32 protein-coding genes and 1 riboswitch are annotated in these 24,597 nt (G+C 55.4%); of the genes, 13 read left to right on the forward strand and 19 right to left on the reverse strand.

Going from position 1 to position 24,597, the window contains the following annotated elements:
- Positions 1–8: 8 nt before the first annotated feature.
- From tatA to hisA, 6 genes are read right to left on the reverse strand one after another with little or no spacing between them, the layout of a single operon-like run.
- Positions 9–245: a twin-arginine translocase TatA/TatE family subunit gene (gene tatA, locus THINI_RS11880; RefSeq protein WP_002708822.1), complete on the reverse strand. Its 237-nt coding sequence runs from the start codon at positions 243–245 to the stop codon at positions 9–11.
- 17 nt (positions 246–262) lie between these two features.
- The gene (locus THINI_RS11885; protein WP_040840613.1) at positions 263–583 is read right to left on the reverse strand and encodes a phosphoribosyl-ATP diphosphatase; all 321 of its coding nucleotides are present in this window, start codon (positions 581–583) and stop codon (positions 263–265) included.
- Positions 584–633: 50 nt separating this feature from the next.
- Positions 634–2,547: an AAA family ATPase gene (locus tag THINI_RS11890; protein WP_002708824.1), complete on the reverse strand. Its 1,914-nt coding sequence runs from the start codon at positions 2,545–2,547 to the stop codon at positions 634–636.
- A gap of 43 nt (positions 2,548–2,590) precedes the next feature.
- Positions 2,591–3,112, reverse strand: a complete 522-nt coding sequence (locus tag THINI_RS11895; RefSeq protein ID WP_002708825.1) for a hypothetical protein — start codon at positions 3,110–3,112, stop codon at positions 2,591–2,593.
- On the reverse strand, positions 3,112–3,885 hold the full coding sequence (gene hisF, locus THINI_RS11900) for an imidazole glycerol phosphate synthase subunit HisF (RefSeq protein ID WP_002708826.1): 774 nt from the start codon (positions 3,883–3,885) through the stop codon (positions 3,112–3,114). The genes THINI_RS11895 and hisF overlap by 1 nt, the downstream gene beginning before the upstream one ends.
- A 1-nt stretch (position 3,886) precedes the next feature.
- Positions 3,887–4,621 carry a 1-(5-phosphoribosyl)-5-[(5-phosphoribosylamino)methylideneamino]imidazole-4-carboxamide isomerase gene (gene hisA, locus THINI_RS11905; protein WP_002708827.1) on the reverse strand — a complete coding sequence of 245 codons (735 nt, stop codon included), beginning with the start codon at positions 4,619–4,621 and terminating at the stop codon, positions 3,887–3,889.
- Positions 4,622–4,700: 79 nt separating this feature from the next.
- Here hisA and queG point away from each other — a divergent pair, with 79 nt between their 5' ends.
- Entirely contained in the window at positions 4,701–5,810 is a 1,110-nt protein-coding gene (gene queG / locus THINI_RS11910) for a tRNA epoxyqueuosine(34) reductase QueG (RefSeq protein ID WP_002708828.1), read from the forward strand.
- A gap of 49 nt (positions 5,811–5,859) precedes the next feature.
- A complete protein-coding gene (locus tag THINI_RS11915; protein WP_002708829.1) occupies positions 5,860–6,435 on the forward strand; it encodes a hypothetical protein in 576 nt (191 codons plus the stop codon).
- A 22-nt stretch (positions 6,436–6,457) separates the two neighbouring features.
- Here THINI_RS11915 and THINI_RS11920 read toward each other — a convergent pair whose 3' ends face one another.
- The 3 genes from THINI_RS11920 to THINI_RS11930 all read right to left on the reverse strand — a co-directional run bounded on the left by THINI_RS11920 (position 6,458) and on the right by THINI_RS11930 (position 9,962).
- On the reverse strand, positions 6,458–7,024 hold the full coding sequence (locus THINI_RS11920; RefSeq protein WP_002708830.1) for a hypothetical protein: 567 nt from the start codon (positions 7,022–7,024) through the stop codon (positions 6,458–6,460).
- Between the two features lie 24 nt (positions 7,025–7,048).
- Complete coding sequence (locus THINI_RS11925; RefSeq protein WP_002708831.1) at positions 7,049–8,866, reverse strand: TonB-dependent receptor domain-containing protein; 1,818 nt, start codon at positions 8,864–8,866, stop codon at positions 7,049–7,051.
- 53 nt (positions 8,867–8,919) lie between these two features.
- Positions 8,920–9,114, reverse strand: a riboswitch (cobalamin riboswitch).
- Between the two features lie 20 nt (positions 9,115–9,134).
- The gene (locus tag THINI_RS11930) at positions 9,135–9,962 is read right to left on the reverse strand and encodes a metallophosphoesterase (RefSeq protein WP_002708832.1); all 828 of its coding nucleotides are present in this window, start codon (positions 9,960–9,962) and stop codon (positions 9,135–9,137) included.
- 177 nt (positions 9,963–10,139) lie between these two features.
- On the opposite strand from THINI_RS11930, the gene THINI_RS11935 reads away from it, so the two are divergent.
- Positions 10,140–10,916 carry a TatD family hydrolase gene (locus THINI_RS11935; protein WP_002708833.1) on the forward strand — a complete coding sequence of 259 codons (777 nt, stop codon included), beginning with the start codon at positions 10,140–10,142 and terminating at the stop codon, positions 10,914–10,916.
- On the forward strand, positions 10,913–11,407 hold the full coding sequence (locus THINI_RS11940; protein WP_002708834.1) for a hypothetical protein: 495 nt from the start codon (positions 10,913–10,915) through the stop codon (positions 11,405–11,407). The genes THINI_RS11935 and THINI_RS11940 overlap by 4 nt, the downstream gene beginning before the upstream one ends.
- Before the next feature lie 3 nt (positions 11,408–11,410).
- On the opposite strand, the gene THINI_RS11945 is transcribed toward THINI_RS11940, so the two are convergent.
- From THINI_RS11945 to THINI_RS11990, 10 genes are all read right to left on the reverse strand, one after another.
- Complete coding sequence (locus THINI_RS11945; RefSeq protein ID WP_002708835.1) at positions 11,411–12,091, reverse strand: hypothetical protein; 681 nt, start codon at positions 12,089–12,091, stop codon at positions 11,411–11,413.
- 2 nt (positions 12,092–12,093) lie between these two features.
- Positions 12,094–12,825 (reverse strand): OmpA family protein, encoded by a 732-nt coding sequence (locus THINI_RS23435; protein WP_002708836.1) that lies wholly within the window; start codon positions 12,823–12,825, stop codon positions 12,094–12,096.
- Between the two features lie 163 nt (positions 12,826–12,988).
- A complete protein-coding gene (locus tag THINI_RS11955; RefSeq protein WP_002708837.1) occupies positions 12,989–14,038 on the reverse strand; it encodes a FimV/HubP family polar landmark protein in 1,050 nt (349 codons plus the stop codon).
- 2 nt (positions 14,039–14,040) lie between these two features.
- Positions 14,041–14,787 (reverse strand): phosphate/phosphite/phosphonate ABC transporter substrate-binding protein, encoded by a 747-nt coding sequence (locus THINI_RS11960; RefSeq protein ID WP_002708838.1) that lies wholly within the window; start codon positions 14,785–14,787, stop codon positions 14,041–14,043.
- Positions 14,788–14,791: 4 nt separating this feature from the next.
- Entirely contained in the window at positions 14,792–15,265 is a 474-nt protein-coding gene (locus THINI_RS11965) for a PAS domain-containing protein (RefSeq protein ID WP_211206977.1), read from the reverse strand.
- Between the two features lie 147 nt (positions 15,266–15,412).
- The gene (locus THINI_RS11970; protein WP_002708840.1) at positions 15,413–15,775 is read right to left on the reverse strand and encodes a roadblock/LC7 domain-containing protein; all 363 of its coding nucleotides are present in this window, start codon (positions 15,773–15,775) and stop codon (positions 15,413–15,415) included.
- Positions 15,776–15,819: 44 nt separating this feature from the next.
- Positions 15,820–16,467 (reverse strand): hypothetical protein, encoded by a 648-nt coding sequence (locus THINI_RS11975; RefSeq protein ID WP_002708841.1) that lies wholly within the window; start codon positions 16,465–16,467, stop codon positions 15,820–15,822.
- On the reverse strand, positions 16,467–17,009 hold the full coding sequence (locus THINI_RS11980) for a GTP-binding protein (protein ID WP_002708842.1): 543 nt from the start codon (positions 17,007–17,009) through the stop codon (positions 16,467–16,469). The genes THINI_RS11975 and THINI_RS11980 overlap by 1 nt, the downstream gene beginning before the upstream one ends.
- Before the next feature lie 4 nt (positions 17,010–17,013).
- Complete coding sequence (locus tag THINI_RS23440) at positions 17,014–18,399, reverse strand: hypothetical protein (protein ID WP_002708843.1); 1,386 nt, start codon at positions 18,397–18,399, stop codon at positions 17,014–17,016.
- A gap of 21 nt (positions 18,400–18,420) precedes the next feature.
- Positions 18,421–19,122 (reverse strand): hypothetical protein, encoded by a 702-nt coding sequence (locus THINI_RS11990; RefSeq protein WP_040839415.1) that lies wholly within the window; start codon positions 19,120–19,122, stop codon positions 18,421–18,423.
- 197 nt (positions 19,123–19,319) lie between these two features.
- On the opposite strand from THINI_RS11990, the gene THINI_RS11995 reads away from it, so the two are divergent.
- The 9 genes from THINI_RS11995 to THINI_RS12030 all read left to right on the forward strand — a co-directional run bounded on the left by THINI_RS11995 (position 19,320) and on the right by THINI_RS12030 (position 24,563).
- Positions 19,320–19,715 carry a hypothetical protein gene (locus THINI_RS11995; protein ID WP_002708845.1) on the forward strand — a complete coding sequence of 132 codons (396 nt, stop codon included), beginning with the start codon at positions 19,320–19,322 and terminating at the stop codon, positions 19,713–19,715.
- 73 nt (positions 19,716–19,788) lie between these two features.
- On the forward strand, positions 19,789–20,151 hold the full coding sequence (locus tag THINI_RS12000) for a bactofilin family protein (RefSeq protein WP_002708846.1): 363 nt from the start codon (positions 19,789–19,791) through the stop codon (positions 20,149–20,151).
- Between the two features lie 220 nt (positions 20,152–20,371).
- On the forward strand, positions 20,372–20,557 hold the full coding sequence (locus THINI_RS24325; RefSeq protein WP_081485836.1) for a hypothetical protein: 186 nt from the start codon (positions 20,372–20,374) through the stop codon (positions 20,555–20,557).
- A gap of 112 nt (positions 20,558–20,669) precedes the next feature.
- Entirely contained in the window at positions 20,670–20,987 is a 318-nt protein-coding gene (locus THINI_RS12005) for a (2Fe-2S) ferredoxin domain-containing protein (RefSeq protein ID WP_002708847.1), read from the forward strand.
- Positions 20,984–21,841 carry a 4-hydroxybenzoate octaprenyltransferase gene (gene ubiA, locus THINI_RS12010; protein ID WP_002708848.1) on the forward strand — a complete coding sequence of 286 codons (858 nt, stop codon included), beginning with the start codon at positions 20,984–20,986 and terminating at the stop codon, positions 21,839–21,841. Before THINI_RS12005 ends, ubiA begins: the two co-directional genes overlap by 4 nt.
- Before the next feature lie 53 nt (positions 21,842–21,894).
- Positions 21,895–22,410 (forward strand): 3-hydroxyacyl-[acyl-carrier-protein] dehydratase FabA, encoded by a 516-nt coding sequence (gene fabA, locus THINI_RS12015; protein WP_002708849.1) that lies wholly within the window; start codon positions 21,895–21,897, stop codon positions 22,408–22,410.
- 86 nt (positions 22,411–22,496) lie between these two features.
- The gene (locus THINI_RS12020) at positions 22,497–23,192 is read left to right on the forward strand and encodes an SIMPL domain-containing protein (protein WP_002708850.1); all 696 of its coding nucleotides are present in this window, start codon (positions 22,497–22,499) and stop codon (positions 23,190–23,192) included.
- A 55-nt stretch (positions 23,193–23,247) separates the two neighbouring features.
- Positions 23,248–23,496 carry a type B 50S ribosomal protein L31 gene (locus tag THINI_RS12025; RefSeq protein ID WP_002708851.1) on the forward strand — a complete coding sequence of 83 codons (249 nt, stop codon included), beginning with the start codon at positions 23,248–23,250 and terminating at the stop codon, positions 23,494–23,496.
- Positions 23,497–23,579: 83 nt separating this feature from the next.
- On the forward strand, positions 23,580–24,563 hold the full coding sequence (locus THINI_RS12030) for a M48 family metalloprotease (protein WP_002708852.1): 984 nt from the start codon (positions 23,580–23,582) through the stop codon (positions 24,561–24,563).
- Positions 24,564–24,597: the final 34 nt, after the last annotated feature.

The following is a 24,597-nucleotide window of genomic DNA, read 5'->3' on the forward strand; positions in this document are numbered from 1 at the left end:
GTAAGGCATCAAACCTTGTCTTTTTCCTTCGCTTCCGAGTCGAACACCCGGCCACCGCCTTGCTGTGTCACTTGGTCAGCAGGTTTGTCAGTCTCTTCTTCACCATCCTTCATGGATTTCTTGAAGTTCTTGAAGGTTTCACCCAGGTCGCTGCCCATGTTGCGCAGGCGCTTGGTGCCGAACAGCAGCAGGATGATGACCAGAATCAGTAACAATGACCAAGGGCTGATACCACCTAAACCCATTTCCTTATCTCCTTGCGTTAATCTTTACGGCTGGCTTTTTCCACCAGACCCGACATGCCAAAGCGGCGTGCGAGTTCGTTCAGCACGTCGTCGGGGTGCAGGTTCTGCTGCGCCAGTAACACCAACGTATGAAACCACAAATCCGCGACCTCATACACAATCTTTTCTTTGTCGCCGTCTTTGGCTGCCATCACCGTCTCGGTGGCTTCCTCGCCAACCTTTTTCAGGATGGCATCCAGCCCCTTGTGGTAGAGCTTGGCGACGTAGGAACTGTCTGGTTGCGCGTGTTTGCGCTCTTCCAACACAGCAGCCAGTTGTGAGAGTACGGAGTGATTCATCATAGGGGGCATTATATAGGGGAATCCGTATAAAAACAGTTAACGTTGTTTCATTCTGCCGTCGAGCCGCGACCAGGGCGGCGGAGAGATTCTCCAGCCAGCCCCTGCAATAGCTTGTCATAGGCGGGCACATGCAGGTAGCCTTCTTCCTTGACCGCGACAGCCAGGCCATGCTGGGTGGCAATTTCCGCGACGGCTGCGGTTTCCAGCCCGCCGTTTGCTGCCAGTGCGTCAGCCAGATCCAGCATCAGTGCGCGGTGTTGCGCCAACAATTCGCGGGTTTCACTGGCCAGGCGCATCATCATTTTTTCCACGTCGGTGTCGGTAATGTTCTGATCCATCTTGTAGGCATGGTCTTCGAGGATGTAGCACGCCTGGAATTCAGCATCGAAACCGTAGCGGCGCACATAATCCAGCGCCAGGGTAGTGGCCTGTTCGCGGTCATTTTCGCGCCCGGTGGAAGCATTCAGCACCCCAAACACGATGTCTTCCGCAATTCCGCCCGCCAAGTAGACCTTGATCATGTCGAGCATGGAACGGTGGGTGCGATGGATCTGGTGCGGGAAGGTGAACCCGCCCGCGTAGGCGTTGGCAATGCGGCTTTTCAGTTGCAGCGGTGCCAGCCCGAACAGCAGCATGTAAACCACCGCATGGCCAGCTTCATGAACGCTGATGTTGGCGACAGTAGCCTGCTCATTGCTGGCGCGGATGGTGTCGATGCGCCCCACGTAGGGGTAATGCAAGGTTTCGTTGCCCACTTGCGCCACAATCTGTTTGGCTGCTTCATCGTAAGCGACCCGGATGCTGTCGGCATCCACCGACAGGGCGTGCAGCAATAATTTCGACAGGTTCACTTCCAGAATGTCGGTGACGCTGGAAAATACCGGGCGTACCCCCTGAACCGGGAACACGCCGTTGCGGTAAATCAGGCGGGCGATACTGGTATCCACCACCAGTTGTATGCCGGTACGTTCTTGCGTTTCCTGTTGCACGCGCTCGATTTCGCGCGCGATCAGGGCGCTGAAATCCTGTTTGCGCAAGCTGGGGTAAATCAGGTGGATATTACCAAAACGAGCCACCTGTTCCGGACGGAACTTGCGCATCAGTGCGGCCTTCACGTCCATCAGGGTCACTTTGGTGGTGAAGGCGTGGAAAATGTCCGCGTCTACTTCGGTTTCCGCCGCTTGTGTCGCCATGTGAAAAGCGTCATCGAGGTTGCCGGAAATCAGGATCAGGGTCTTGGCGTGGTTGATTGGCTCGTAAATGGTCTTTTGCCGCTTGGCCTGCATGATCAGGTCTACCATGTCGTCTTCCGACAGGTTGAGCAGTTCCTCCATGTCGAGGCTGAGGTTAAGCGCTTTTTTCAGCGAAATCGCTTCCCACGAACTCAGGAAATAGGCGGAATCCGCCACGCTTTCCCCGCTCTGGCGCTTGCGCTGGAGATCCTGACGGCGCTGGTAGTAGCTGAACAGGAAGCTATCCAGATCGTCGCGCTGCTTTTTCGACAAATGCCCGTCAGAGAGCAATTCCCAGAAATCCATAAACTTGGTTTGCGGCAGCGGTTTGCCATCCACTTCCAGGGTGTTGAAGCGCTGGATTTCGTCAAACAGCACTACACAGGGCTGGCCGTCGTGGAATTCGTAGTTTTCCAGCACCGCCGACACTGAAGAGTTCCATGAAGTCTGGTCGACGTTGGAGAGTTCGATTTCGGTGAAACGATCCTGAAAGTGCAGGTGCTTGACCAGTTGGCGCACCAGGTCGGTTTTGCCTACCCCAGTCATGCCCCACAGGTTGACGATCACCGGACGCTTGAGCAGTTCCGGTAGCAGATACCAGACCTGGATGTAATCAATCAGGTCGTCAATGATCTTGTCAATGCCGATGAAATGGTGTTTCAACGCCTGTTTGGCCGCTTCCAGCGTGGCCTTGCGCTCCTGGATCAGGTGCTTGTCGAATGTCAGCATCAGTATTACCTGCCGTTAGGCAGTCGGTTTGTTATGAATATCGCTAATTCAGCCGATGGGCGGCGACTGGTGCGCTGGTTTCGGTGACGCCCTGCAACAGTTCCGGCATGTTCCAGTCGGATTTCTGCGCCGCATCGTCCAGCAACTTGCACAGTAAGTGTAACAGATCGTGGGTCAGGGTCAGGTCAATACCTTTGCCGTCGTTGTCTTTCAGGGCAAACGCAAAACTGCCGTTCTCCTTATTGCGGAAGCCGACCCGCACAATCAGCAGCGGGTCTTGCCCTAATGGCAGGTTTTCGGTTTCCCGGAACGGGTTGTTGAATTCGGCTTTGCTTTGCGCGCGTTCGTGCTCAAAAGCCATAATGGCCTGACGGGAACTGTAATCCAGTTGTTGCCGGGCAGCCGGGGACGACACCAGCCCTTCCTGCAATACCGGCCACAGGCGCAGCAGCAAACGGCGGGTAAACCAGAAGCGGAATTCCTCCCCCGCGACTGTGTTCATGCGCAGCAGGATGCGGTCTTCTTCCTCGATATAACGGATTTGTAACTGGGAAGGGGCAGCCATTACAACCTCATCTCAATGCCTTGCGCGGCCATGAACTGCTTGGCTTCGCCAACGGTGTATTCGCCGAAGTGGAAAATACTGGCCGCCAGCACGGCATCCGCCCCGCCTTGCAACACGCCGTCGGCCAGATGTTGCAGGTTGCCCACGCCACCGGAGGCGATCAGCGGAATGTTGACCCGTTCGGTAATCGCCTTGGTCAGGCCAAGGTCGAAACCGATCTTGGTGCCGTCACGATCCATGCTGGTGACGAGCAGTTCGCCTGCGCCGTATTGGGCCATCTTTTCCGCCCATTCGACCGCATCAATGCCGGTACGTTTGCGCCCGCCATGGGTGAAAACTTCCCAGCGGTCAGGTTCGCCCGGCTCATTGACGCGTTTGGCGTCGATGGCGACCACAATGCATTGGGAGCCGAAATAGTCGGTGCATTCGCGCACCAGTTCCGGGTTGAAGACGGCAGCGGTGTTGATGCCGACTTTATCCGCCCCGGCATTTAACATGCGGCGCACGTCTTCCGGCTTGCGGATGCCACCACCCACAGTCAGCGGAATGAATACCTGCGAAGCGACAGCTTCCACCACATGCACGATGGTATCGCGGTTGTCGGAACTGGCGGTGATGTCGAGGAAGGTGATTTCGTCCGCGCCCTCACGGTTGTAGCGGGCGGCAATTTCCACCGGGTCACCGGCATCGCGGATGTCGACGAAATTTACGCCTTTGACGACGCGGCCATTGTCCACGTCGAGGCAGGGGATGATGCGTTTGGCTAAACCCATGTCAGTTCACCGAGTCCACGTATTGCTGGGCTTCCTTGAGGTCGATCGCGCCTTCGTAAATCGAACGCCCCAAGATTGCGCCCATGATGCCTTTATCTTCCACCTTGCACAGCGCCTTGATGTCATCCATGTTGGTGATGCCGCCGGAGGCGACCACGGGGATGGAAATGCTTGCCGCCAGATGCGCGGTTTCTTCCACATTTACGCCCTTCATCATGCCGTCGCGGGCAATGTCGGTGTAAACGATGGCGCTGACGCCTGCCTGTTCAAACTGTTTCGCCAGTTCTACGGCGGAGACGGAGGAAACTTCCGCCCAGCCATCGGTCGCCACCATGCCGTTCTTGGCATCGATACCGACGATGATGTGGCCGGGAAATTGCTTGCATAGGTCAATCACGAACTGCGGTTCCTGCACGGCTTTGGTGCCGATGATGCAATATTGTACGCCTGCATCCAGATAGGCCGCCACCGTCGCCGCATCGCGGATACCGCCGCCAATCTGTACCGGGATGTGGGGGAAACGCGCCGCCACCGCCCGCACCACCTCACCATTCACCGGCTTGCCTTCAAACGCGCCGTTCAAATCCACCAGATGCAGGCGGCGCGCGCCTTCATCCACCCAGCGTTGCGCCATGCTGGTCGGGTCATTGGCGAACACGGTGGTGTCTTCCATCCGGCCCTGACGCAGGCGCACGCATTGGCCATCTTTCAAATCAATTGCGGGAATCAACAGCATAATCACATCCTTGACACAGAGGTTTGCATCCTACCGCAAAACCGGCGTATAAGCACACTCTTGAAGGAGGATTCAACCCATGCCGCTCCCGCCAGGACATAACGCCATCACCGACCAAATTGTCTCCTGGGGCAAAGCGCTGGGGTTCAATGCCGTCGGCGTCAGCAACATCGACCTGTCGGTGGAGGAACAGCGTTTGCTGGATTGGTTGGGGCAAGGTTTCCACGGTGACATGGAATGGATGCAGCGGCATGGAACCAAACGCAGCCGCCCGGTGGAACTGGTACCGGGAACCCTCAGCATCATCAGCGTGCGTATGGACTATTACCCGCCGGATAGTGTTGATGCCGAAACCATCCTCCAGCAGCCGGAACTGGCTTATATTTCCCGTTATGCTTTGGGGCGTGACTACCACAAGCTCATGCGCCAACGGTTGGAGAAACTGGCGCAGCAGTTGCAGTCTGAGATTGGTACATTTAGCTACCGGGTATTTACCGACAGCGCGCCTGTGTTGGAAAAACCGCTTGCCGTCAAGGCGGGGCTGGGCTGGATGGGCAAACACACCAATATCCTCAGTCGTGACGCTGGTTCATGGTTCTTTCTGGGCGAAATTTATACGGATTTGCCGTTGTCGGAAACTGGCGCGGTATCTAGCCATTGTGGCAACTGTACGGCTTGTCTGGATATATGCCCGACCCAAGCGTTTGTTGCCCCTTACCAACTGGATGCACGCCGCTGCATTTCCTATCTCACCATTGAGCACCAAGGCAGCATTCCGGAAGACTTGAGGGCATTGATAGGCAACCGCATCTATGGCTGCGATGATTGTCAGTTGGTATGCCCGTGGAACCGTTTCGCCCAAATTTCGCCCGAGGCTGATTTTGCTGTGCGCAATGGCCTTGATAGCGCCCACTTGTGTGAGCTATTCCAATGGAGCGAGGAAGATTTCCTGCGCAAGCTGGAAGGTTCGGCCATCCGTCGCATCGGCTATGAGCGCTGGTTGCGGAATATTGCAGTTGCGCTAGGAAATGCGCCTGCCAGCCCCGAAATTCTGGCCTTGCTGCACAAACGAAGAGGGGAAACAGCCAGCAAGATGGTGCAGGAGCATATTGACTGGGCAATAACCCAACATCAAATGCGGGGCAAACAGGGCGGTAGCACCTCTGGTCTGGCGCAGCTTCCCCCGTAAGCTATTTTCAGGTTATGGATGGTTTCCTAAGAACTGAACCGCGTGAACCATGCAAACTATTACCCTGCCCATGCTGCCATTCTGTTGCCTGCTGCTGGCGGGCAGCGCCATTGCGGCGGAGTTAACCCCTGCGCAACAGCAAGCGTTGGCCAACCCTCCGGCCAGCGTTACTGAGGAAATTGAACGTTACATTCCCCGCCTGCTGGCCTGGTACGACAAGGCTGAAGCCGAACTGTTGCCGCAAGGGCGTCCGCTGAACCCTGCGGAACTTACCATTGCCCGCACCCTCAAGATCCAGCATCCGGACAGGGTGCGTATCGTGGTGCTCGAAACCTTTCTACTGCCGGATGACGCTGAACTGCATGCTGAGGCTGAACAGGGTGGCATGGGCAGCGAAGATGCCCGCACCATGGGTGACGCTGTCCTGCTCAAGCCCTACCTGCATGAAAACCCCACTGTTATTGCCCACGAGCTGGTGCATATCGCCCAACACGACCGGCTGGGGCGCGCGGCTTTTATGCGCCGCTACCTGACGGAACTGGAAGTTGTGGGGTATGACGCCGCCCCGCTGGAAGCAGAAGCCTATGAACGGCAGGATGCTTTGGCCGCCGGTCAGGCAAACTGACGCCTGACCGGGGCTGAGTATGTCAAACGCCGACATGCCCTTGGGGGCGGCGCATGTGTAGCATACCAATGTGCACAAGCGCGGCAACGCCCACGTAGAAACCGGTGATGGCTAGGCTATGCGGCAGGTATTTCACCAAATCCTGAGCAAACCCGCTGATACCAGCTTCTGCAAAGCGCGGGGAGAGCAAATAAAAACTGCCGCTGGAAATCACTTCGCACGCCACAACCCCCACCAGCAAACTGGCCGCCAACGGCAGCAGCGCGGACAGGCTTTCGCGGTACAGGCCGCCAAACCAGCGCCCCGCCGCATACAACGCGCCATACGCCGGCACCAGCGCCACGTAAGCATCGGTCACGCAGAAACTGCTCACGCCCATCTGGCTGATGGCGATGTAATCAATCAGCACCGCCGCCGCCATGAACACACCAAAGCTGAGCCAGTGGCGCAGGTAAAAGCCTGCCAGAAAAAAGATGGCCCACGAGGCATCCTGCAAATGGTTACTGACGTGGATGCGGGTGGCCAGCATCACCAGCAGCAGGATGCCACCGACCAGCCATTGTTGTTTGGTTGAAAGTAGTGCGGACATAGCCGTCTCCTTGTCTGTATGTGGTTATTGCGGGGCGTAAGTGACCGTCACCAGCCCGTTGATGCCATCCTGACGGTAACCGAGGTTGGTTTCGTATTGCTTGTCCAGTACGTTGCCGAGTTTTGCCCCGATTGTCCAGTCTTTTGCAGGTTTGTAGCTGGCGCGCAAATCCAGCGTGCCATAGCCGGGGAGTTTGGTGGCGTTGGCGGCGTCATCGTAGCGGGTGCTTTCTGCGTGTATGCTTGCGCCGACCCCGAGTTTGCCAAATTTGCGGTCAGCATCCATATTCAGGATTTGCTCTGGTCGGTAGCGGAGTTGTTTGCCCGTCGTACTGTCTTGCGCATCCTGCAAGGTCAGGTTTGTGCTGACATCCCAGTTGGCTACGCGACTGGTGGCAATGGCTTCCACGCCCTGAATGCTGGCTTTGTCGGTATTCAGGGCTGGCCAGCCGGAAATCATGTCGTTGATCTGGTTGTCAAAGACATTGACTTCCCAGGTTCCAGCCGAATATTTGCCTTGGAGGCCGATTTCCTGGTTCTGGCTGGCTTCCGGTTTCAGATCAGGGTTGCCACCCCCAAACGGGTAATAAAGCTCGTTAAAGCTGGGTGCGCGGAAGGCTTTGCCGTAGGAAGCTTTGACGCGCATGTTGTTAGGCAACTCATGGCCAACGGCCAGCCCGCCACTGGTGTGTTTGCCGAATTGCCCGTTGTCATCCTGGCGCAGGGATGCCTCAATATCCGTTGCACCCAGGCTATGTTGGTAGTTGGCAAAAATACCGGTGTTCTGACGGGAGGTTTGCGTGTAGGCAGTATCACTGCTGATTTTGTCCGTTTGCTTGTCGGCACCAAGGGTCAGGTTACCGTCAGGGCTGGTTTGGATGTCAGCCTGCACGGATGCCGTGTCTCGCCGGGTATTAAAGTTGCTGGAAGCAACACCCCCCTTGAAACTGTCCAGATTGTCTTTGGACTGGCCAAGCCGGGCGGTCAGCAGGGCACGGTCGCCAAGCTGCTGTTGCAGGCGGAGGCTATTGGCCTGTTGCAGAAAATCGCTTTGATCCTGGAAACTGCCGTCATATTCCACATTACCTTTTGCTTGCAGCGCGGCGATTTCCACTTCCGTCTTGCTGGCGAAGCGATGCCCAAAGCGCAGTGAAGTTGAGGTGCGTTGGTAGCCGTCCGGGTCGGTTTCAGTCGGGGCAGCGAAACAGATGCTGGTGTTGCTACAGGCATTGATGCCGTCTGTTTCCTCCCTGTCCAGATTCAGGTTGTACCAGGTGGTTTGGTCGCCTCCGGCCAGATTGATGTCGGCCTTTTTCTGGTTGTGGCTACCTACACCAAGGTTGATTTCCGGCTGAAAACCTTTGCCGCCTTTGCGGGTGAAAATCTGGATGACACCGCCGATCGCCTCTGACCCATACAGGCTGGAGCGCGGGCCGCGGACTATCTCAATGCGTTCTACCTGACCCAGCGGCAGGTGTTCAAAGGATGTTAGCCCGGCAGTGGCAGAGCCAACCTTTACCCCGTCAATCAGCACCAAGATATGGGTTGAATTGGTGCCGCGCAAGGAAAGGCTGGTTATCTGGCCTGTGCCGCCGCTGTTACGGATATTGATGCCCGGAACCCGGCGTAGCACGTCGGCCATGTCGCTGGCCTGGTATCTCTCAATGTCCTGGCGGGTGATGATGGTGACGGGGGCAAGCGTTTCATCCACTGTGCGCGCCTTGCGGTCAGCGGTGACTACAATGTCATCGAGCGTATCGGTTTCTTCCGCGAACAGGGCGGTGGCATTAAAAAGACAAATGACGCTGATGCCGCCAACAGCGGCTAAAGGGAGTTTTTTCATGGGGAATTTCCTGGTTGTGCGCCCACCGCGCACATTTTTAACAAGGTGAGGCTTAATCACCGCCTGTCCGGGCCGGTATCCGGGCTTGCAAGTGGAAATCCTTCCGTCGCCACGCCTTCCCATGCTTCTGCACAGTGGCCTGATGTGGCGGTCTGGCTTGCTTACCGTTGCGGGGGCAGCGCTGGCTTTGCACCAGCTTCCCGTTTAACACCCGCTTGGGCGGGAGCACCTGGACGGGTCAGGAAATTACGGGATTCATGCGGGCGTGTCAAATGGAGGCTGTGATAATGTCGGTGAACAGGATTCCCGGCAAATAATGGACGGAGGTTTCCACGCTACCATCCGCCAGCAGCGTGATGTCGCGCCAGGCCGGACGGTTGTGGTCGAATTCGATATTTTTGCGCAATGGTTTCATCTGCACACAGGTGGCGGGTGTGCCGTACACGGCGACCTTGCGCCCATCGGCATATTCATATCTGCCGCTGAATTCCTGGTGGATATGCCCATTGAATACCACCTTGACCTGTGGAAAATGCTCCAGCAGGCTCCAGAAGTAGCGTTGTTCGCGCAATCCCATCACATCCATCCACGCACTGTCGATGGGGATGGGGTGATGGTGCATAAACACGGCGGCAAAGCAGTCTGCGGGCAGCTGGGTCAGCAGCTCTTCAAAACGTGCGAACTGCCCGTCAGTCAAACGGCCACCTGGCTTGCCATCCGCGTGGGTGTCCAGCAGCAGCAGATGCCAGTTGCCCAGTGCCACCTGTTCGGGCATTTGCACATTGCCGCTGAGGTTTTCCTGCATCATGTGCGGAATATCGTGGTTACCGGGAATGGTGAAAACGGGCAAGGGAAAAGCGTTCAGCATCTGGTTGACGCGCTGGTAAGTGGCGGGAGTTTCTTCCTGGGCCAAATCGCCGGTCAGCAACAGTGCGCTGTAGCCTTCCTGCCGCTCCTGCAAATGGTCGAGCACCGCCTGCAAGGAACGGTTGGGGTAAATTGGCATGTCTGTCCACGTCAGCCGGGCATCATCATTGGCGTAGCAATGGCTATCGCTTACCTGGAACAGACGCACGCTGTCAGAAATTGTTTTCATAAACCTGATAGCCCCTCATGAGCCTAATTTTAAACTATAACTGGCCATATAACTACATTTTATAGTTTTTTTACTTGACTTGGCTAGTGCCTTTATTTTGATTAAAAACAAGGTTTTCATTCAAAATCATAATTAAACTCCCACCGGGTCGCCATTGGTGCCATAATCCAGCCGTAAATGAAACTGATTGATACACACTGCCACTTTGATGAACCTGACTTTGATGATGACCGGTCGTTACTGGCTGATGAGATGCAGAAAGCGGGCGTAACTGATTTAATTTTGCCTGCCGTTACAGCTAAAAATTGGTCGCGCATGCGGGATGTGTGTGCCAGTGCAGCGCATTTCCACGCAACTTATGGCCTTCATCCGGTTTATCTTAATTATCATCAACCTGACGATATTCTGGCGTTAACTGGCTGGCTGGAACATGAACAGGCTGTGGCGGTCGGGGAGTGTGGGCTTGACTTTTACTTGCCACAGTTGGATGTAGTGAGGCAGGAAGCGCTGTTCATTGCCCAGCTGAAACTGGCGCGTGAGTTTGAGCTGCCCCTGATCATCCATGCCCGCCGCTCGGTCGACAGTATTATCAAGCTGGTGCGCCGTTTCCCGGGGGTGAGTGGCGTCATCCACAGTTTCGCGGGTAGCCAGCAACAGGCTGACACGCTAATCAAGCTGGGTTTTTACTTGGGGGTAGGCGGCACTGCAACCTATCCACGCGCCCAACGCCTGCGCGCGGTGCTGGCAACCGTGCCGTTGGAATGCCTGCTGCTGGAAACCGACGCCCCCGACCAACCCGACAGCGGCTGGCGTGGTAAACGCAATGACCCGACCCGGCTTCCCGTTATTGCCGCCAATCTGGCAGAATTGCGCCACGAAAGCCTCGGGCGCATTGCCGAAGTGACCACCGCCAACGCAGTGCGATTGTTCAACCTGAAAACTGAGTCTGCATGAAATATTTCTTTCCGGCCTTGATGGCGCTTGTAATCCTGGCAGGCATTAGCTTGGTGGCGACCCCGTATGTCGCGGAAATGCTATTTCCCGCCCAGAAAACGACCTTGCGCACTGCCACCCCCCAACAAGTGTCGGCGGCACTGGCCAGCTGGTTGGGTGTGGAGTCGGGCAGGGTGAAGGAAGCCCAGGGCACCAGCCAGATGTCGGCGCAAGGTAAAACCTCGTGGTTCACGTTTACGGTAGACCGCCAGCCGGTCGAACATTTTATCCGTGCCAACCGGATGCGTCAGCAGGACTTGACCCCGGAAATCCTGCAACGGGTATTCGTGGCGCAAACGCCGTCGGCAGACTGGTGGCAGCCTGCCTCGCTGGAACGCCAAACCTGTTTCATCAGCACGGATGAGGGGCAGGAGCTTGGCTTGATTTATGACGCTGAACAGCAAAAAGGTTTTTTGGTGGCAAGGACACGCGCCAAAGCGGGTAGTTTTTGAGCATCAAGCCTGTAGGTATTTCTGTTGCAATAGGGATTGGGCGGTTTTTGCCCAGTTTTCTGATACCTGCGGAATGTCGGCACCGATAAGCCGCTGAATGCCTTGCAGCTCATCCAGAGTAAACTCGGCCAATTGCCGGTAACTGAAAATGCCTAAAGCCTGCAGTTTGCCCGCTAAACCTTGGTTGATGCCCTGTATACGGGTCAGGTCATCTGCTTCATTGTCCGGCGAAGTTGGCCAAGCATCTTTTTCCCCGGCTGCGCCGCCTGCTGCTTGCTGGCCAATTTCATCCTTGAGGCTGGTTAATTGCCGTTTGCTGTCTTGTAGCTCAGTTTTCAGGTGGGCCAGGCTTTTTTCCTGTTGATGGAAGTGCCCCAGCAGTTCCTGATACTGGCTGCGGGTTTTCTCCAGCGCTTTGCGCAGTTGCAGGAAACGGCCATAGTCGCAGTCAGAGGGTGGAATGCTAGCCTTGCGCACGACCTTTTCCAGTTGGCGCAGTTTGAGTCGCAAACTGGCGTTTTCCAGCGCAGCATCGTCATAATTGCGGCGCAAACCGGCCAATTCAGCGCGGCATTCCGCTTCCTGCTGCAAGTAAATGAACCTTGCTACCCACCAGCCGACCATGGCCCCCGCGATAATAGCAATGGTCAGGTACATGGCAATCTGGATGGCAAGATAACCCATGGTTACTCCTGGAGTACGGTGATTTCGATGCGGCGGTTTTGCTGCATCCCTTCGTCGCTATCGTTACTGGCAACCGGGCGTGTGGAGCCGTAACCCTTGGCTTTCACTTGTCTGGCTTCCACCCCTTGGGACAGCAAGTAGTTGCGGATGACTTCAGCCCGTGCCTGGGTGACTGCCATATTGCCCAGTGCGGTACCCTGGTTGTCGGTGTGGGCTGATACCTCGATTCTCATGGAAGGGTGTTTCTGCAGCTCAGCCGTAATGCCTTGCAGTGCAGTGATGGCGACAGCATCCAGCTCGGCTTTGGAGTAGTCAAACTGGATGGCGCTGAGGTCGACCTGTTCAATCGGATATTGCCGGGATGGTTTGTACAGGCCGCTGCTAGGGGTAGGTGGGGGGTCAGCTGGTTCCTGCTGGCCGGTGGTGCTGGCGGGAATCAAGCGGTTTTTGACAGCCCGCACGCCATAAACACTGGCGACTACGGCTTGCAGGCGCTGGGCTTCGGCCTCGCTGGCAATGGAACCGATCAGGATGCCATCGCGCCCGTTAAAGCGGATCATGTCTGCGGGCAAGCCAGCCTCTGCCAGTGCCTGACGGCTGCGTTGCAACAAATCGGTTTCAATCGCCGGTTGTCGTAACAGCAAGCTCAGCAGGGTCAACACGGTAACCACCACTAGCGTCATCAGTGTGGACAGTGGTAACAGTTGCTGTTTGTTAAAGGGGGAGATGGCCATTCAAAACTCCAGATTTCGTTGCTCGAACCATTGAATATAGTTCAATGGCTCAGCACCAAGATTAGGAACTTTGCTGTTTATCAGCCAGCGATGGGCAGATAGAGGGGGATAATGACCTGATCAGTAGGACAACTCGCTAATTACTAACGATTAGCGGAGGCAATCAGGTAATGAAGGATAAAATCTCGCGTGCTTCCCGCCGTTGCTGCTCGCCGCCTTCCATCAGTACGTCTTGTAAAATGTCGGCGGCGGCTTCGGAGTCACGTAAATCCAGGTAGGCGCGGGCAATATCCAGCTTAAGGCCGGCATCCGGACTGTCGGGGCTTGCCGCTGGCGCTGCAACCGTTTCTGGTTGGGGCGCTGGGATGACGGCAAGTGGGGCTTCCGCGACCGGGGCAGCAGCTGGCGGCTCGACGCTGGCGGGCAACGGCGCGGGAGGGACGTTGCTGCCCTGCTTGCGCCGCAACAGCCAGATCAGTGGCACTGTTAGCAGTGCCAACAGCCCCAGTAAAACCCATGGTAGGCTGCTGGAGCCGGAATCCTTGCTTTCAGCGATGGTTGCCGCTGCCTGGATTTGTTGCAGATCGTTGTGCAGCGTTTCATTTTCACGTTTGAGGCTGGCCAGTTGCGCATCGAGGGATTTGACCTTGTCCTGGCTGGCCTGTAATTCCTGTTTGGTGCTATCCAGTTGCTGCTGCAAGCCTTCAGTGTCTGCGCCGGTGTCGGTTACCGGTTTGGTTTCAGTGAAACCGGTAACCATCTCCTGAAGGCCAGCGTTTTCCTCTTCCAGCATGCTGATGATGTCTTTTTGCTCGGCGAGCTGGGCTTCCAGGGCTTTCAGTTTTGCCTGGGTAGCTTCATCAATGCTGGCTTGTTTGTTGGTTTCTTTGGGTTGGGGCGGCGGTTCAAGATCTGGGATTTCACTGGCAGCGGGCAGCTTGAGGGTTTTACCAACGACCAGGCGGTTGAAGTCATTGCTGATGAAAGCCTCAGGGTTGCGCTTGAGAATTTCCTGCATGATGGCTTTCCGGTTGCCATAGTCAGGGTATTCGGAAGCGATAATTTTGCCCAGTGAGTTGCCGCTCTGGATTTCCCATGTTTTGTCTTCGGCCAAGGCGACACCACCAAGGCTGATGCCCAACACGGAAGCGGAAATCAGCACATGAATAAGTTTCATGCGTGCCGGTTTGTTGAATGGGGTTGGTTTTTTCATGGTCAGCTAACCAGTGTATCCATCAGATCAATCATAAACTCGGTGTCTTCCTGATCCTGTATTTGCCAGCCTTGCAAGCCAAGGCTGGCGAGTACGTTATTGCCTTTGGCGTCTGCGCTCATGGCGGGCAAGATGCGACGTAAATCATTATGCCTTGCCCGCAGCTGCGGCCCGGCCAGCAAAACATGGCGGATGACATGTATTTCACTGTGCACCAGTTCCCGCAGCTGCCGCTGGATCATGCCGGAAAGGCTGGTGAAGGCGTCACGCAGGAAAAAGCCCACATCCGCCTCCCCCTGTAGTAACTGCTTGGCCACCAGGACATAGGTGTCAACCGTATGTATCTGAACATTTTGGGCAGACAAGTCCGCAGGCTCCAGCATGATCATGGAAATCAGGTTGACATCCGGGTCATCAGTTGCCGCAACCCGGGTTCCTGGGCGCAAGTCTTCTACATGATGCACGCTTGAATCGTGGGTCACTGCAATCACGGCTTCATCCGACTTGTGCTGGGGGGTTGCAATCGCGGTGAAACCTTTTTCCCGCACCAGCATGGCCGCATCAAACGGATTGGCGTAAATCAAGTCAATTTCGTCACTCTGGATGGCAGCACGTTGGCTGGCGAAATCAGGGAACAGTTCCACATGGATATGCTCTTCCAGCTGGCGTTGCAACCAAGTATTAAAAATATACCAGCCTGCAATCTGGGCGGGAGGGAAATCCGGGCTGACTGTCATCACATAACGCATGGCCTTATTCCTCCTGTTTCATGCGGGCGTAAAGTTCCGCATGGGCTTCCACTTGGGCACGGGAAGGCTTGCGCCGCACCGAGGTACAACTGATGGGCTTGCCATCACGCACATTGAGGATAATGGTGGCGTATACCCAGTAATAAAGGCCATCCTTGCGCAGGTTCTTGACATAGCCGTGCCATTTTTCACCCCGTGCAACCGTTTCCCAGGCATCCTTGAACGCGGCTTTGGGCATGTCGGGATGCCGCAGGATATAGTGCGGTTTCCCAATCAAATCCTCTTCCACATAACCCGACATTTCTACAAATGCTTGGTTGCAGTGGGTAATGACCCCTTGCAAATCTGTGCGGGAAACAATCAGTTTGCCTTCCGGAAAAGGGACTTCTTCGTCTTTGACAAGGACACGCCGCGACGTGCCATCGTAGTAATGCAGCAGGTGTTCCGAGTAAGGTGCCTGCACATCTCTGCTTGTCATGTCTTCCATCGCATCTCTCCGCAATGACCGCAGCCTGATAGCGAGGCAACATACCACGCTGGCTGACGCTTCACCGATCAGTCATTTATTGTTATCCGGGCTATTGGAGCCATTATTGTTTGCCCGGGCGTTTTCCGGATCAGCAGGTCAGATGATTTTGGCAATGTTTTCCGCAGCGCGTTTGACATCCAGAAAAATCAGGCCAAGGCGGGCATTAGGTTTTGCCAGCACGGTTACCACGGCTTCCTTGCCCGCATGGGTCATCAGGATATAGCCACGGTCACCCTTGATCAGTACCTGTTCCAGTGCGCCACGCGCCAGTTCTTCGGCAGTGCGGTCGCCCAGTGACAACATGGCGGCGCTCATTGCGCCAACGCGGTCTTCGTCCATCCCACCGGGTAGCAGGGAGGCCATCATTAGCCCGTCGGTGGACAGGACAGCAGATGCTTCAATATCTGCCGATGAGCCGTTCAGGTCACTCAGGATGGAGTTAAGCATTTCAGAGCGCATCTTGTTTTCTCTCCTTGGTTATCGTTTGTCGTTGCATGTCATGTTTATACAGGTATTTCGGTATTGCCGTAACGCATTTCCAGTGCCCATACCAGACGCTTGAAGCCCGGCTGATTGAATTGGGGAACCCCACCGATGATCAGGGTAAAACGGTTCTGCCCAATGTACAGCGGCCAGAAGCCAACCTCGCTGTTGCCGCTGGCATCAATTAGCCCCCAGGCGCGCTGGCGGTAGCCAAGATTGCCATGCAGCAATTCCTTGTGGCGTGCGTAAACGGCTGTCAGGTTGGCGCTCAGCGCCGCCAGTTCCTCGGCTGCCTCGTGGGTAAAACCGGCGCTGCCCAGATACAAGCCACGGCTTTCCGCGAGGATGGCGCGGCCTTCATCCGACATGGTGCGTAACAATTGTGGCAGTAACCGTTCCAGGGTTTCCTCGGGTGCGGATTCGCTTTGCTCCAGCCCTTGTAGCAGACCCGCTTCCTGCATCCAGTGGACAAATTCCAGGGCGCGCTTTTTCTTGTAACCGCTCAGTTCACAAGCGACATCCACCGTGAACAGGGGGGTGACAGGCTCTTGCAGCAGCCGGTGCAGAAACAAGCGGCCAGGCTCCTCGGCGTTGTCCTGTACCGCGTAGTAAGTGCCGCCAGGCGTAATCCCAAGGTGTAGGTTCTCGGTGAGTATGTATTCGCTCATCAGTTGGTTGCTCCCGGATCCAGTGAGAACAGCAGTGCCTGAATCAGCATGGTGACATCGCGGTGGCTACGGGCATCCACCTCGAATACCGGCGCTTGCAGGGAAAGTGATTCCAGATAGTGCCGGTAATCGGTCAGCCCCGGTTTGCGCTGCAAATCCATCCTGGTCACGCCCACCACCAACTGCTGCTTTTCGATAAAGTCACGGAAAGCGTTGGTGTAGAAGCGGATGTCCTGAAACGGATCCTTGCGGGTGTTGTCCAGCAGCAGGATCAGGCCGATGCCACCCTTGGTGAGGATGTCCCACATGAAGTCGAAGCGTTCCTGCCCTGGTGTGCCATAGAGGTGGACGCGCTCGTTTTCACTCAGGCGGATCAGGCCATAATCCATTGCTACCGTGGTCTGCGGCTTGCGGCTTTTGGTCATGTCCGAAGCGTATTCATCAGTGGCTATCGGCTTGATGTCACTGATGGAAGCAATAGCCGTCGTTTTGCCTGCGCCAACAGGGCCGGTAAAGATGATTTTGCGGTTGATCATGCTCATAAAACTATTTCGCGCCCCCTCCCAGCAAACGCTTCAGCAAACGGGAGAAGAAGCCACGGTTCTCTTTCGGCTTTTCCTTTTCCCGGCTCTTGAATTTGCTCTGATCCATTTCAAACAGGTTAAGTGCATTGGCTGCCGTGTGGAAAGAAAATACGTAACGCTGTGGCACGCCCAGCGCCGTGGCGATTTCCAGCGGACTGGCCGGACGCTGATGCCATAGCGCAGCGATACGCATGATATGTGGGAACTGTTCCAGACGTGTCAGGTTAGGCCAGTGCTTGAGGGAAATTTTCCGCTCGATTTCGACACCGCGCCCCAGTCGCCCCCGGGCAGTCAGCAAGCTGCTGACCCATACAAACGCCTCCAGATCCAGCAAGGCGTCGGCATCCTCGCCAGCCTGCTGCTCCAGCTGTTCCAGTTCCGTGCTACTGGGTATATGTAGCGTAATCTGACCTGTTTGCACGGGATTGCTGCACAAGGTGGTGAATTCATCAGACCGGGTGTCAAGCGTGCAGTAGGCCAACCCCTGTTGCGGCATCAACAGTGCGTGGTCACGGGCCGAAAACCTGACTTGGACAGTTTGTTGGGAATCCCGTGATAGCCTCATGCCATCCAGCAGGGTGGCCAACAGGTAGTTTTCCGGCGTGAACAGGATGATTTCAGTAGCCGTATGGCTGTCTTCCTGTTCGCCGCACAGGGTTTTCCAGCGTTGTTCGGCTGCTTCCTGCGACAGGGTGGTCTCGACCGGGCGGTCAACTTCTTCCAGTGGAATGTCAGTTTCAGCAGGGTCAAATACCGCTTCAGTGGCGGGTGCGGCCTCGGCTACGCTGGCGTGCACCACGTTGCTGGGTGGAGGCACGGCTTCCATGTCCTCCTCGTCATCCTCCGGTAGGCTGATGACCAGTGACCGCAGTTTGCGTTCTGGGCGGGTGGGCATCCCAAATGGCTGGGGTAAGTCCTGCACATGCTGCTCGGCATGTTTGACCAAGGTCTTTTCCGGCGTTGGGGCGGCCTGCGTAGGTGTGATTGGCGGGCGGTAAGCGGTAGGTGTTGGGGGCTCTTGCTTGTCCAGCAGCTCATTCACTTGCCCAACAGCATCAGCCAGTGCCCGGGAGGTCAGCGGTTTGGGAATCCAGACACAGTTCGCCAGATTCGCCTGGTGGACGGATAAAATAATGCCAGGTTTGTGCTGGTTTGCGTGTTTGGCCCAGTCATCCCGGGCATCGGGATGGTCATAATCCAGAATGAAGGCGTCTGCTTCTGCGGCCTGCACAACCTTGAACAAATTACGCCCGGCTCCCGAGAAGAAAAACTCAAGAATAGCCCGGTTATGCGGGCTGATGGCTAGTAGCGCAACCTTCAAGAACCCTGATTTGGAATGTTTCAGCATAAATCCACGTCTCGTTATTTTTTACCATTGCTCAGATTCTTGCTGCTTTTCCTGCCATAAGGCAGAAATTTCGCGGCCTGCTTCCTGCATGTGCCTGACCATGCCGTTCAGCCCCTCTTTATTGCGGGTATACTGATAAATGTTCACAAGTTCCTGCTCCATGGCTTCATCTGCCCGGTCAGCCAGCACCTCTGTCTCCAGCAATTCCCTTGCTGTGTCGATCTGGCCATATTCCAGGCAGGCAATGACTTCTTCCATGACATTGGAGTATTCGGCGTTTGCCTGGGTTCGCTCCATATCCAACAATCTGGTGGCGGCGGCTTCCTGCCCACTGGCCAAGACGGAGCCTTCACGCCAGCGCTGTTTCATGCCGTTGTCGGCGGGTTCCCGTAGCCATTGCTGGAAAATTGCTTGGTCTGCCTCGCTCAAATCATCCTGTACCAGACCAAACAAATGTTCCCGCAACAAGCTCCCCGAGCTGCCCAGGGCGATGAAAACGTCCTGTAGGCTGCCGCCCAAACGGTTACGCAGCGGCTCCTGTTGCGCCAACAGGATACGTTGGGTATGGGCGCGCAAATCCTGGGGATAACGGCGTATGTGATGGGAAAGAAACCGCCATGCCGCGACCGGCTCGTAGTTTTGGTGGATACGTAATTGCCTGTCCGCTGCAAGACGGAAAACCAATGGCAAATCAGGTGGCGGATATTTAGTCCCGCTGCGCAATAAATTTCCTAACATGATTTTAGGACCATCAACACTCAACTGCTGTTTATAGTATATTCTTCCGAGATACTAGAAGACTTTTTAATCATAGTCTATAAGGCCGTAGTAAAAATATTTTTCTGATGAAAGGTTGCATTCTCTATTTGCCGCAGAATGCGTACAATAAGTAACTCTTTGAATTAGGCGGGAGGGGCCTAATGTTTTATCTGACCCTACAAATTGCTTTTCTTTTGGCAGTGGCGGTGGTTATTGGTTTGGCGATGGGTTGGTGGGTGCGCGGAAAAATGCTTCAACCCTCCTTGCCGGGCAACGACCTTGGGGAGAACCCGTTTGATGCGCGCTTCCGGCTGGAGCAGTGTCACAGGGACAATGCTGCCTTGCGCCGCGACCTGAAAGAAACAGAGGAGCGTGCGGAAAAACTGAATGCCCGTCTGGAGCATGGTTCCAAGCAGGATAGCGATGTGCTGGAGCGCCTGGAAACCTATGAGATCCGTGTGCAGGCGTTGATGGAAGACCTGCAAATGCGTGATGACACCATTGCCGTGCTGGAGCAGGAGCTGGAAGAGTTTCGCATAAACAACAATAAGGCATGATGTTTTCCCTGACTCCTGCTACTATCCTCGCAGCCCATCGACCCTTTAACAACCCGCAAATCAAGACAGATTCATGGCCACCAGAAACACATCATCCGCCTCACTGCTTGAAAACGATCTGGAAATCGTTGGCGACATATCCTTTCAGAATAATTTGTATATTCATGGCAAGGTCAATGGCAACATCGTTGCACCACCGTCTTCCCAGGCCACCTTGTATATTCAGGAGGACAGTGAAGTCAGCGGGGAAGTCCGCTCCCCGGTCGTCATTATTGCCGGAAAAATATCCGGAGACATTTTTGCGTCCCGGCGTATATCCCTGAAATCCACGGCTCAGGTCAGTGGCAATATCCACTATGTACAGATGCAGATAGATGAAGGTGCTGAAATTAATGGCTCACTTACCTATCTTAATGGCAATAACCCCCAAGCATAAATCTATATTAAGGTTTGCTTAAAAACTTATACACAAATCCGAAAAGAGTGCTAGGATTAGGTGCGAAGGAATCCCCCTAATAAGGGAAGCATGGATTGCTCAAACAAAACCCACGGTTTTCAAGGAAACTGGAAGATCGTTTAAGTCTGGTTATTAGGCAATAAATAATTTTTGCCCATAGCTTGACGCCTAAAAGTCAATATTTTGTGGAGATGAAACAATGACTCAATATCGTCTGCTGATTGCTGCCCTGCTGGCTGCCTTCGCCCTGACTGCTTGTGGCGAGAAAGCTGCTGAAGCACCTGCCGCGGAACAAGCTGCACCAGCTCAAGCCGCACCTGCTGACCAAGCTGCTCCAGCACCTGCTGAGCAAGCAGCGCCAGCTGACCAAGCTGCTCCAAAGTGATCATTTGACCCAGCGTTAAATGATATAAAGACAGGGCGGATTTCCGCCCTGTTTCTTTTGAGGTTATGCACTCTCTGGCATAATCAGCTCATGTCCCTAATCTGGCAAGCTCATGAGTTACTATCAATACCACGTCTTTTTCTGCACCAACCAGCGCAAGGATGGCGAAGCCTGCTGCGCCAATTTTGACGCCCATGCCATGCGCGACTACGCCAAAAAACGCAGCAAGACACTTGGCCTGCACAAAGAAGGCAAATGCCGCATCAACTCCGCAGGTTGCCTGAACCGCTGCGCCGAAGGCCCGGTGGTGGTGGTCTACCCTGAAGCCATTTGGTACACATGGGTGGACAAGGAAGACATTGACGAAATCATCGAAAGCCATTTGCAAAACGGCCAACCTGTCAAACGCCTGATGCTCGACCCGTCATGATGGAAAAGCTGCGCCACTATGCCCGGCTCGTGCGGCTCGACCGACCGATCGGCATATACCTGCTGTTGTGGCCAACCTTGTGGGCGCTGTGGATCGCGGCGCAAGGCGTGCCGGATTTCACCATCCTGTTCGTGTTCGTTGTCGGTGTGGTGCTGATGCGTTCAGCAGGTTGTGCCATCAATGATTACGCCGACCGTGATTTCGACCCGCATGTGGCGCGCACCAAAACCCGCCCGTTGGTGACTGGCGACATCAGCCCCAAAGAGGCGCTAGGGGTATTCGCAGTGCTGGGGTTGGGCGCTTTCTTGCTGGAATGGCAATTGAATGGCTTGACCATCGCCCTGTCGGTGGTGGCAGTGCTGTTGGCTGCGACCTACCCGTTCATGAAGCGTCTCCATCACTTGCCGCAGGTGCATCTGGGGGCAGCGTTTTCCTGGGCTATCCCGATGGCGTTCACCGCTGTGACTGGCGTCATGCCGCCGCTGTCAGCCTGGTTGCTGTTTGTCGCCGCGTTGTTGTGGACGACGGCTTACGACACCATGTATGCCATGTGCGACCGTGATGATGACCTGAAAATAGGTGTGAAATCGACCGCTATCCTGTTTGGCCAGCATGACCGGCTGATCATTGGCGTATTGCAGGCGCTCACCCTGCTGCTGCTGGCGATAGTCGGGCTTCTCAACGGTTTGGGTGGGTGGTACTGGCTAGGTTTGCTGCTGGCTGCCGGTTTCTCGGTTTACCAGCAATGGCTGATCCGCCACCGCGAACCCACGCCTAGCCTGCGTGCCTTCCTCAATAACCATTGGTTAGGGATGGCTGTCTTTGCCGGGCTGGCATTGGATTATGCTTTATGACCGCTATTCCGTTACAATCCGCCTTTCGTCCATTAACCCCCTGAGCTTTGAGTATGTCCAGACAATCCAGTTTTACTCGTGAAGAACTCCTGCAATGCGGCCATGGTGAAATGTTTGGCCCTGGCAATGCGCAGTTGCCTATCCCCAACATGCTGATGATGGATCGCATTGTTGAAATCAGTGCAGATGGTGGCACGCATGGCAAGGGGCATATTCTGGCGGAACTGGATATTACCCCAAGCCTGTGGTTCTTCGATTGCCACTTCCCCGGTGACCCGGTCATGCCGGGCTGTCTGGGTCTGGACGCCATGTGGCAGATCATCGGTTTCTACCTTGCGTGGCTGGGTAACCCCGGTCACGGGCGCGCCCTGGGTGTGGGTGAGGTTAAATTTTTCGGCCAAGTGCTGCCGAAAGCCAAGAAAGTCACCTACAAGGTTGAGCTGAGCCGGGTAATTACCCGCAAGCTGGTGATGGGTATCGGTGACGCCAGCATGGAAGTCGATGGGCGCGAAATTTACACTGCCAAAGACCTGCGCGTTGGCCTGTTCACCTCCACCGACAATTTCTGATACGCCTACGCTCAAGGCCTGAACTTCCTGCCTGTTGGCTGTCCAATCAGGCAGGAAGTTAAAACCGATGTATGAGGAGTATTGCCATGAAAAAGCAACTTGCCGCCCTGCTGCTAGGTCTGTCTGCCTTGGGGGCTGCCCATGCCGAAGATAAACCTGTGTACGATCGTGTCAGTTTTTCCGTCAGTGCTGCCAAGGAAGTGCCGAATGACCAGCTCAGCGCCGTCCTCTACGCTGAACAACAAGGGCAGGATACGGTCGGCATGGCTGATGCGGTCAATAAGGCCATTACCTGGGCGATGGATACCGCCAAGCAGGAAAGTGCGGTGGAAAGCCGTACCCTCGATTACACCACCAGCCCGATCTACACCGACGGGCGCGTGACTGGTTGGCAGGTACGCCAAAGCATCCAGCTCAAAAGCAAGGACAGCAAAATCCTCAGCACCCTGTTAGGGAAGTTACAGGAAAAACTGCGTATCCAGGGTATCAGCTACAACGTTTCCCCGGAACTCCAGAACAGCACCGAAGATGAGCTGATCACCACCGCCCTGGCCAATTTCAAGAAACGCGCCGACCAGGTTAAAACCAATATGGGGCGGGCGGAATACCGGGTGGTGCGGCTGGATGTGCAATCCGTCGGCGGTGACTATCCGCAAGCACCCATGTACCGCATGGCCGCAATGGAAGCCGCAGCACCTGCCCCTGCCGCCCCCTCGCTGGAGGGCGGCAAACAGGACTTGCAAGTAAACGTACAAGCCGAGATTGAACTTTCCATCAATTAAGGTTAGAATGCCGCCCTTTTCGCACATACCGAATACATTTTGAGGATTTCACAACATGAAGCCCGGCATTCATCCAAATTACAGAGAAGTCGTATTTCAGGATCTGACTAGCGGCTTCGCGTTCCTGACCCGTTCCACGGCTGCCACCAAGGAAAGCATCGACTGGGAAGATGGCAATCAATATCCCCTGATCAAGGTGGAAATTTCCAGCCAGTCCCACCCGTTTTATACTGGCAAGCAAGCCATGGCCACCACGGCGGGTCGGGTCGAAAAGTTCAAGAACCGTTACGCCCGCGGCAAGTAAGCGCTGGCAAACGTTTACGGAACATTGCATTATGGAAAGGCGTCCCACAGGGCGCCTTTTTTGTTGTTTTACGGAGAGTTAAAATGCGGCTAACCAACTTTTTCCCCCGCTTGTTACTGGCCAGTGTTGCCGTCGTGGCTGGCTGTTCAGCCAATCCCGTCACTGGTGAAAAACAACTGGCGCTGATGTCGGAAAGCGAAGAAGTGCAGGCTGGGCAACAGGCGCACCAGGAAATTCTGGCGCAAAACCCGCCTTACCGTGATGCCGCGTTGCAAGCCTATGTCAGCCGGGTTGGGCAGATGATGGCAGCGCAAAGTCCGCGCCAAAACTTGCGTTATACCTTTACCGTACTGGATGACCCTGGCGTGAATGCCTTCGCCCTGCCGGGCGGTTATGTCTATATTACCACTGGCCTGATGGCTTACCTGAATTCAGAGGCGGAACTGGCTGGCGTACTGGGGCATGAAATCGGCCACGTTTCCGCCCGTCACAATGTCAGCCAAGCCTCTTGGAGTGCGGTCGGTGGCATCCTGGCTTCCGTTGCAAGTGACAAGCTAGGCAATAAGGAACTGTTCAATACCATTGGCGAACTGGGTCTGACCCATTATAGCCGTAACCAGGAATTGGATGCTGACGGGTTGGGCGCGCAATTTCTTGCCCGTGCCGGTTACGACCCGGTTTATATGGCCAACGTGATTGCCACCCTGCAAGCCTACGATCAGTTTACCGGCGGCAGTTCCGACCCTTACCGTGACCTGTTTTCTACCCACCCGAATAATGACGTGCGTCTGCAACAGCTGATCAATCAAGCACGCCAGTACCAGCGCGGTGGGCGCGATCCTGGCCACGAATCCTATCTGCGCCAGACCGATGGCTTGCGCCTGCCGCTTGGCAATGGCGAAACCGTACAGGTACGCCTGATCACTACCCGCCCCGGTGACACTTTCGAGACAGTGGCGCAATCCAGCCGTTTGCGCAACAATGCGGCAATGCATCTGCGCGTATTCAATGGCATGTACCCCAATGGCGAGCCGCGCCCAGGGCAATTGATCAAGACCATCCAATAGAACAAACCAGCGCACCACAGTTCGCAAGCACTTT

Origin of the sequence: Thiothrix nivea DSM 5205 (assembly GCF_000260135.1) — a bacterium.
GTDB classification, from domain to species: domain Bacteria; phylum Pseudomonadota; class Gammaproteobacteria; order Thiotrichales; family Thiotrichaceae; genus Thiothrix; species Thiothrix nivea.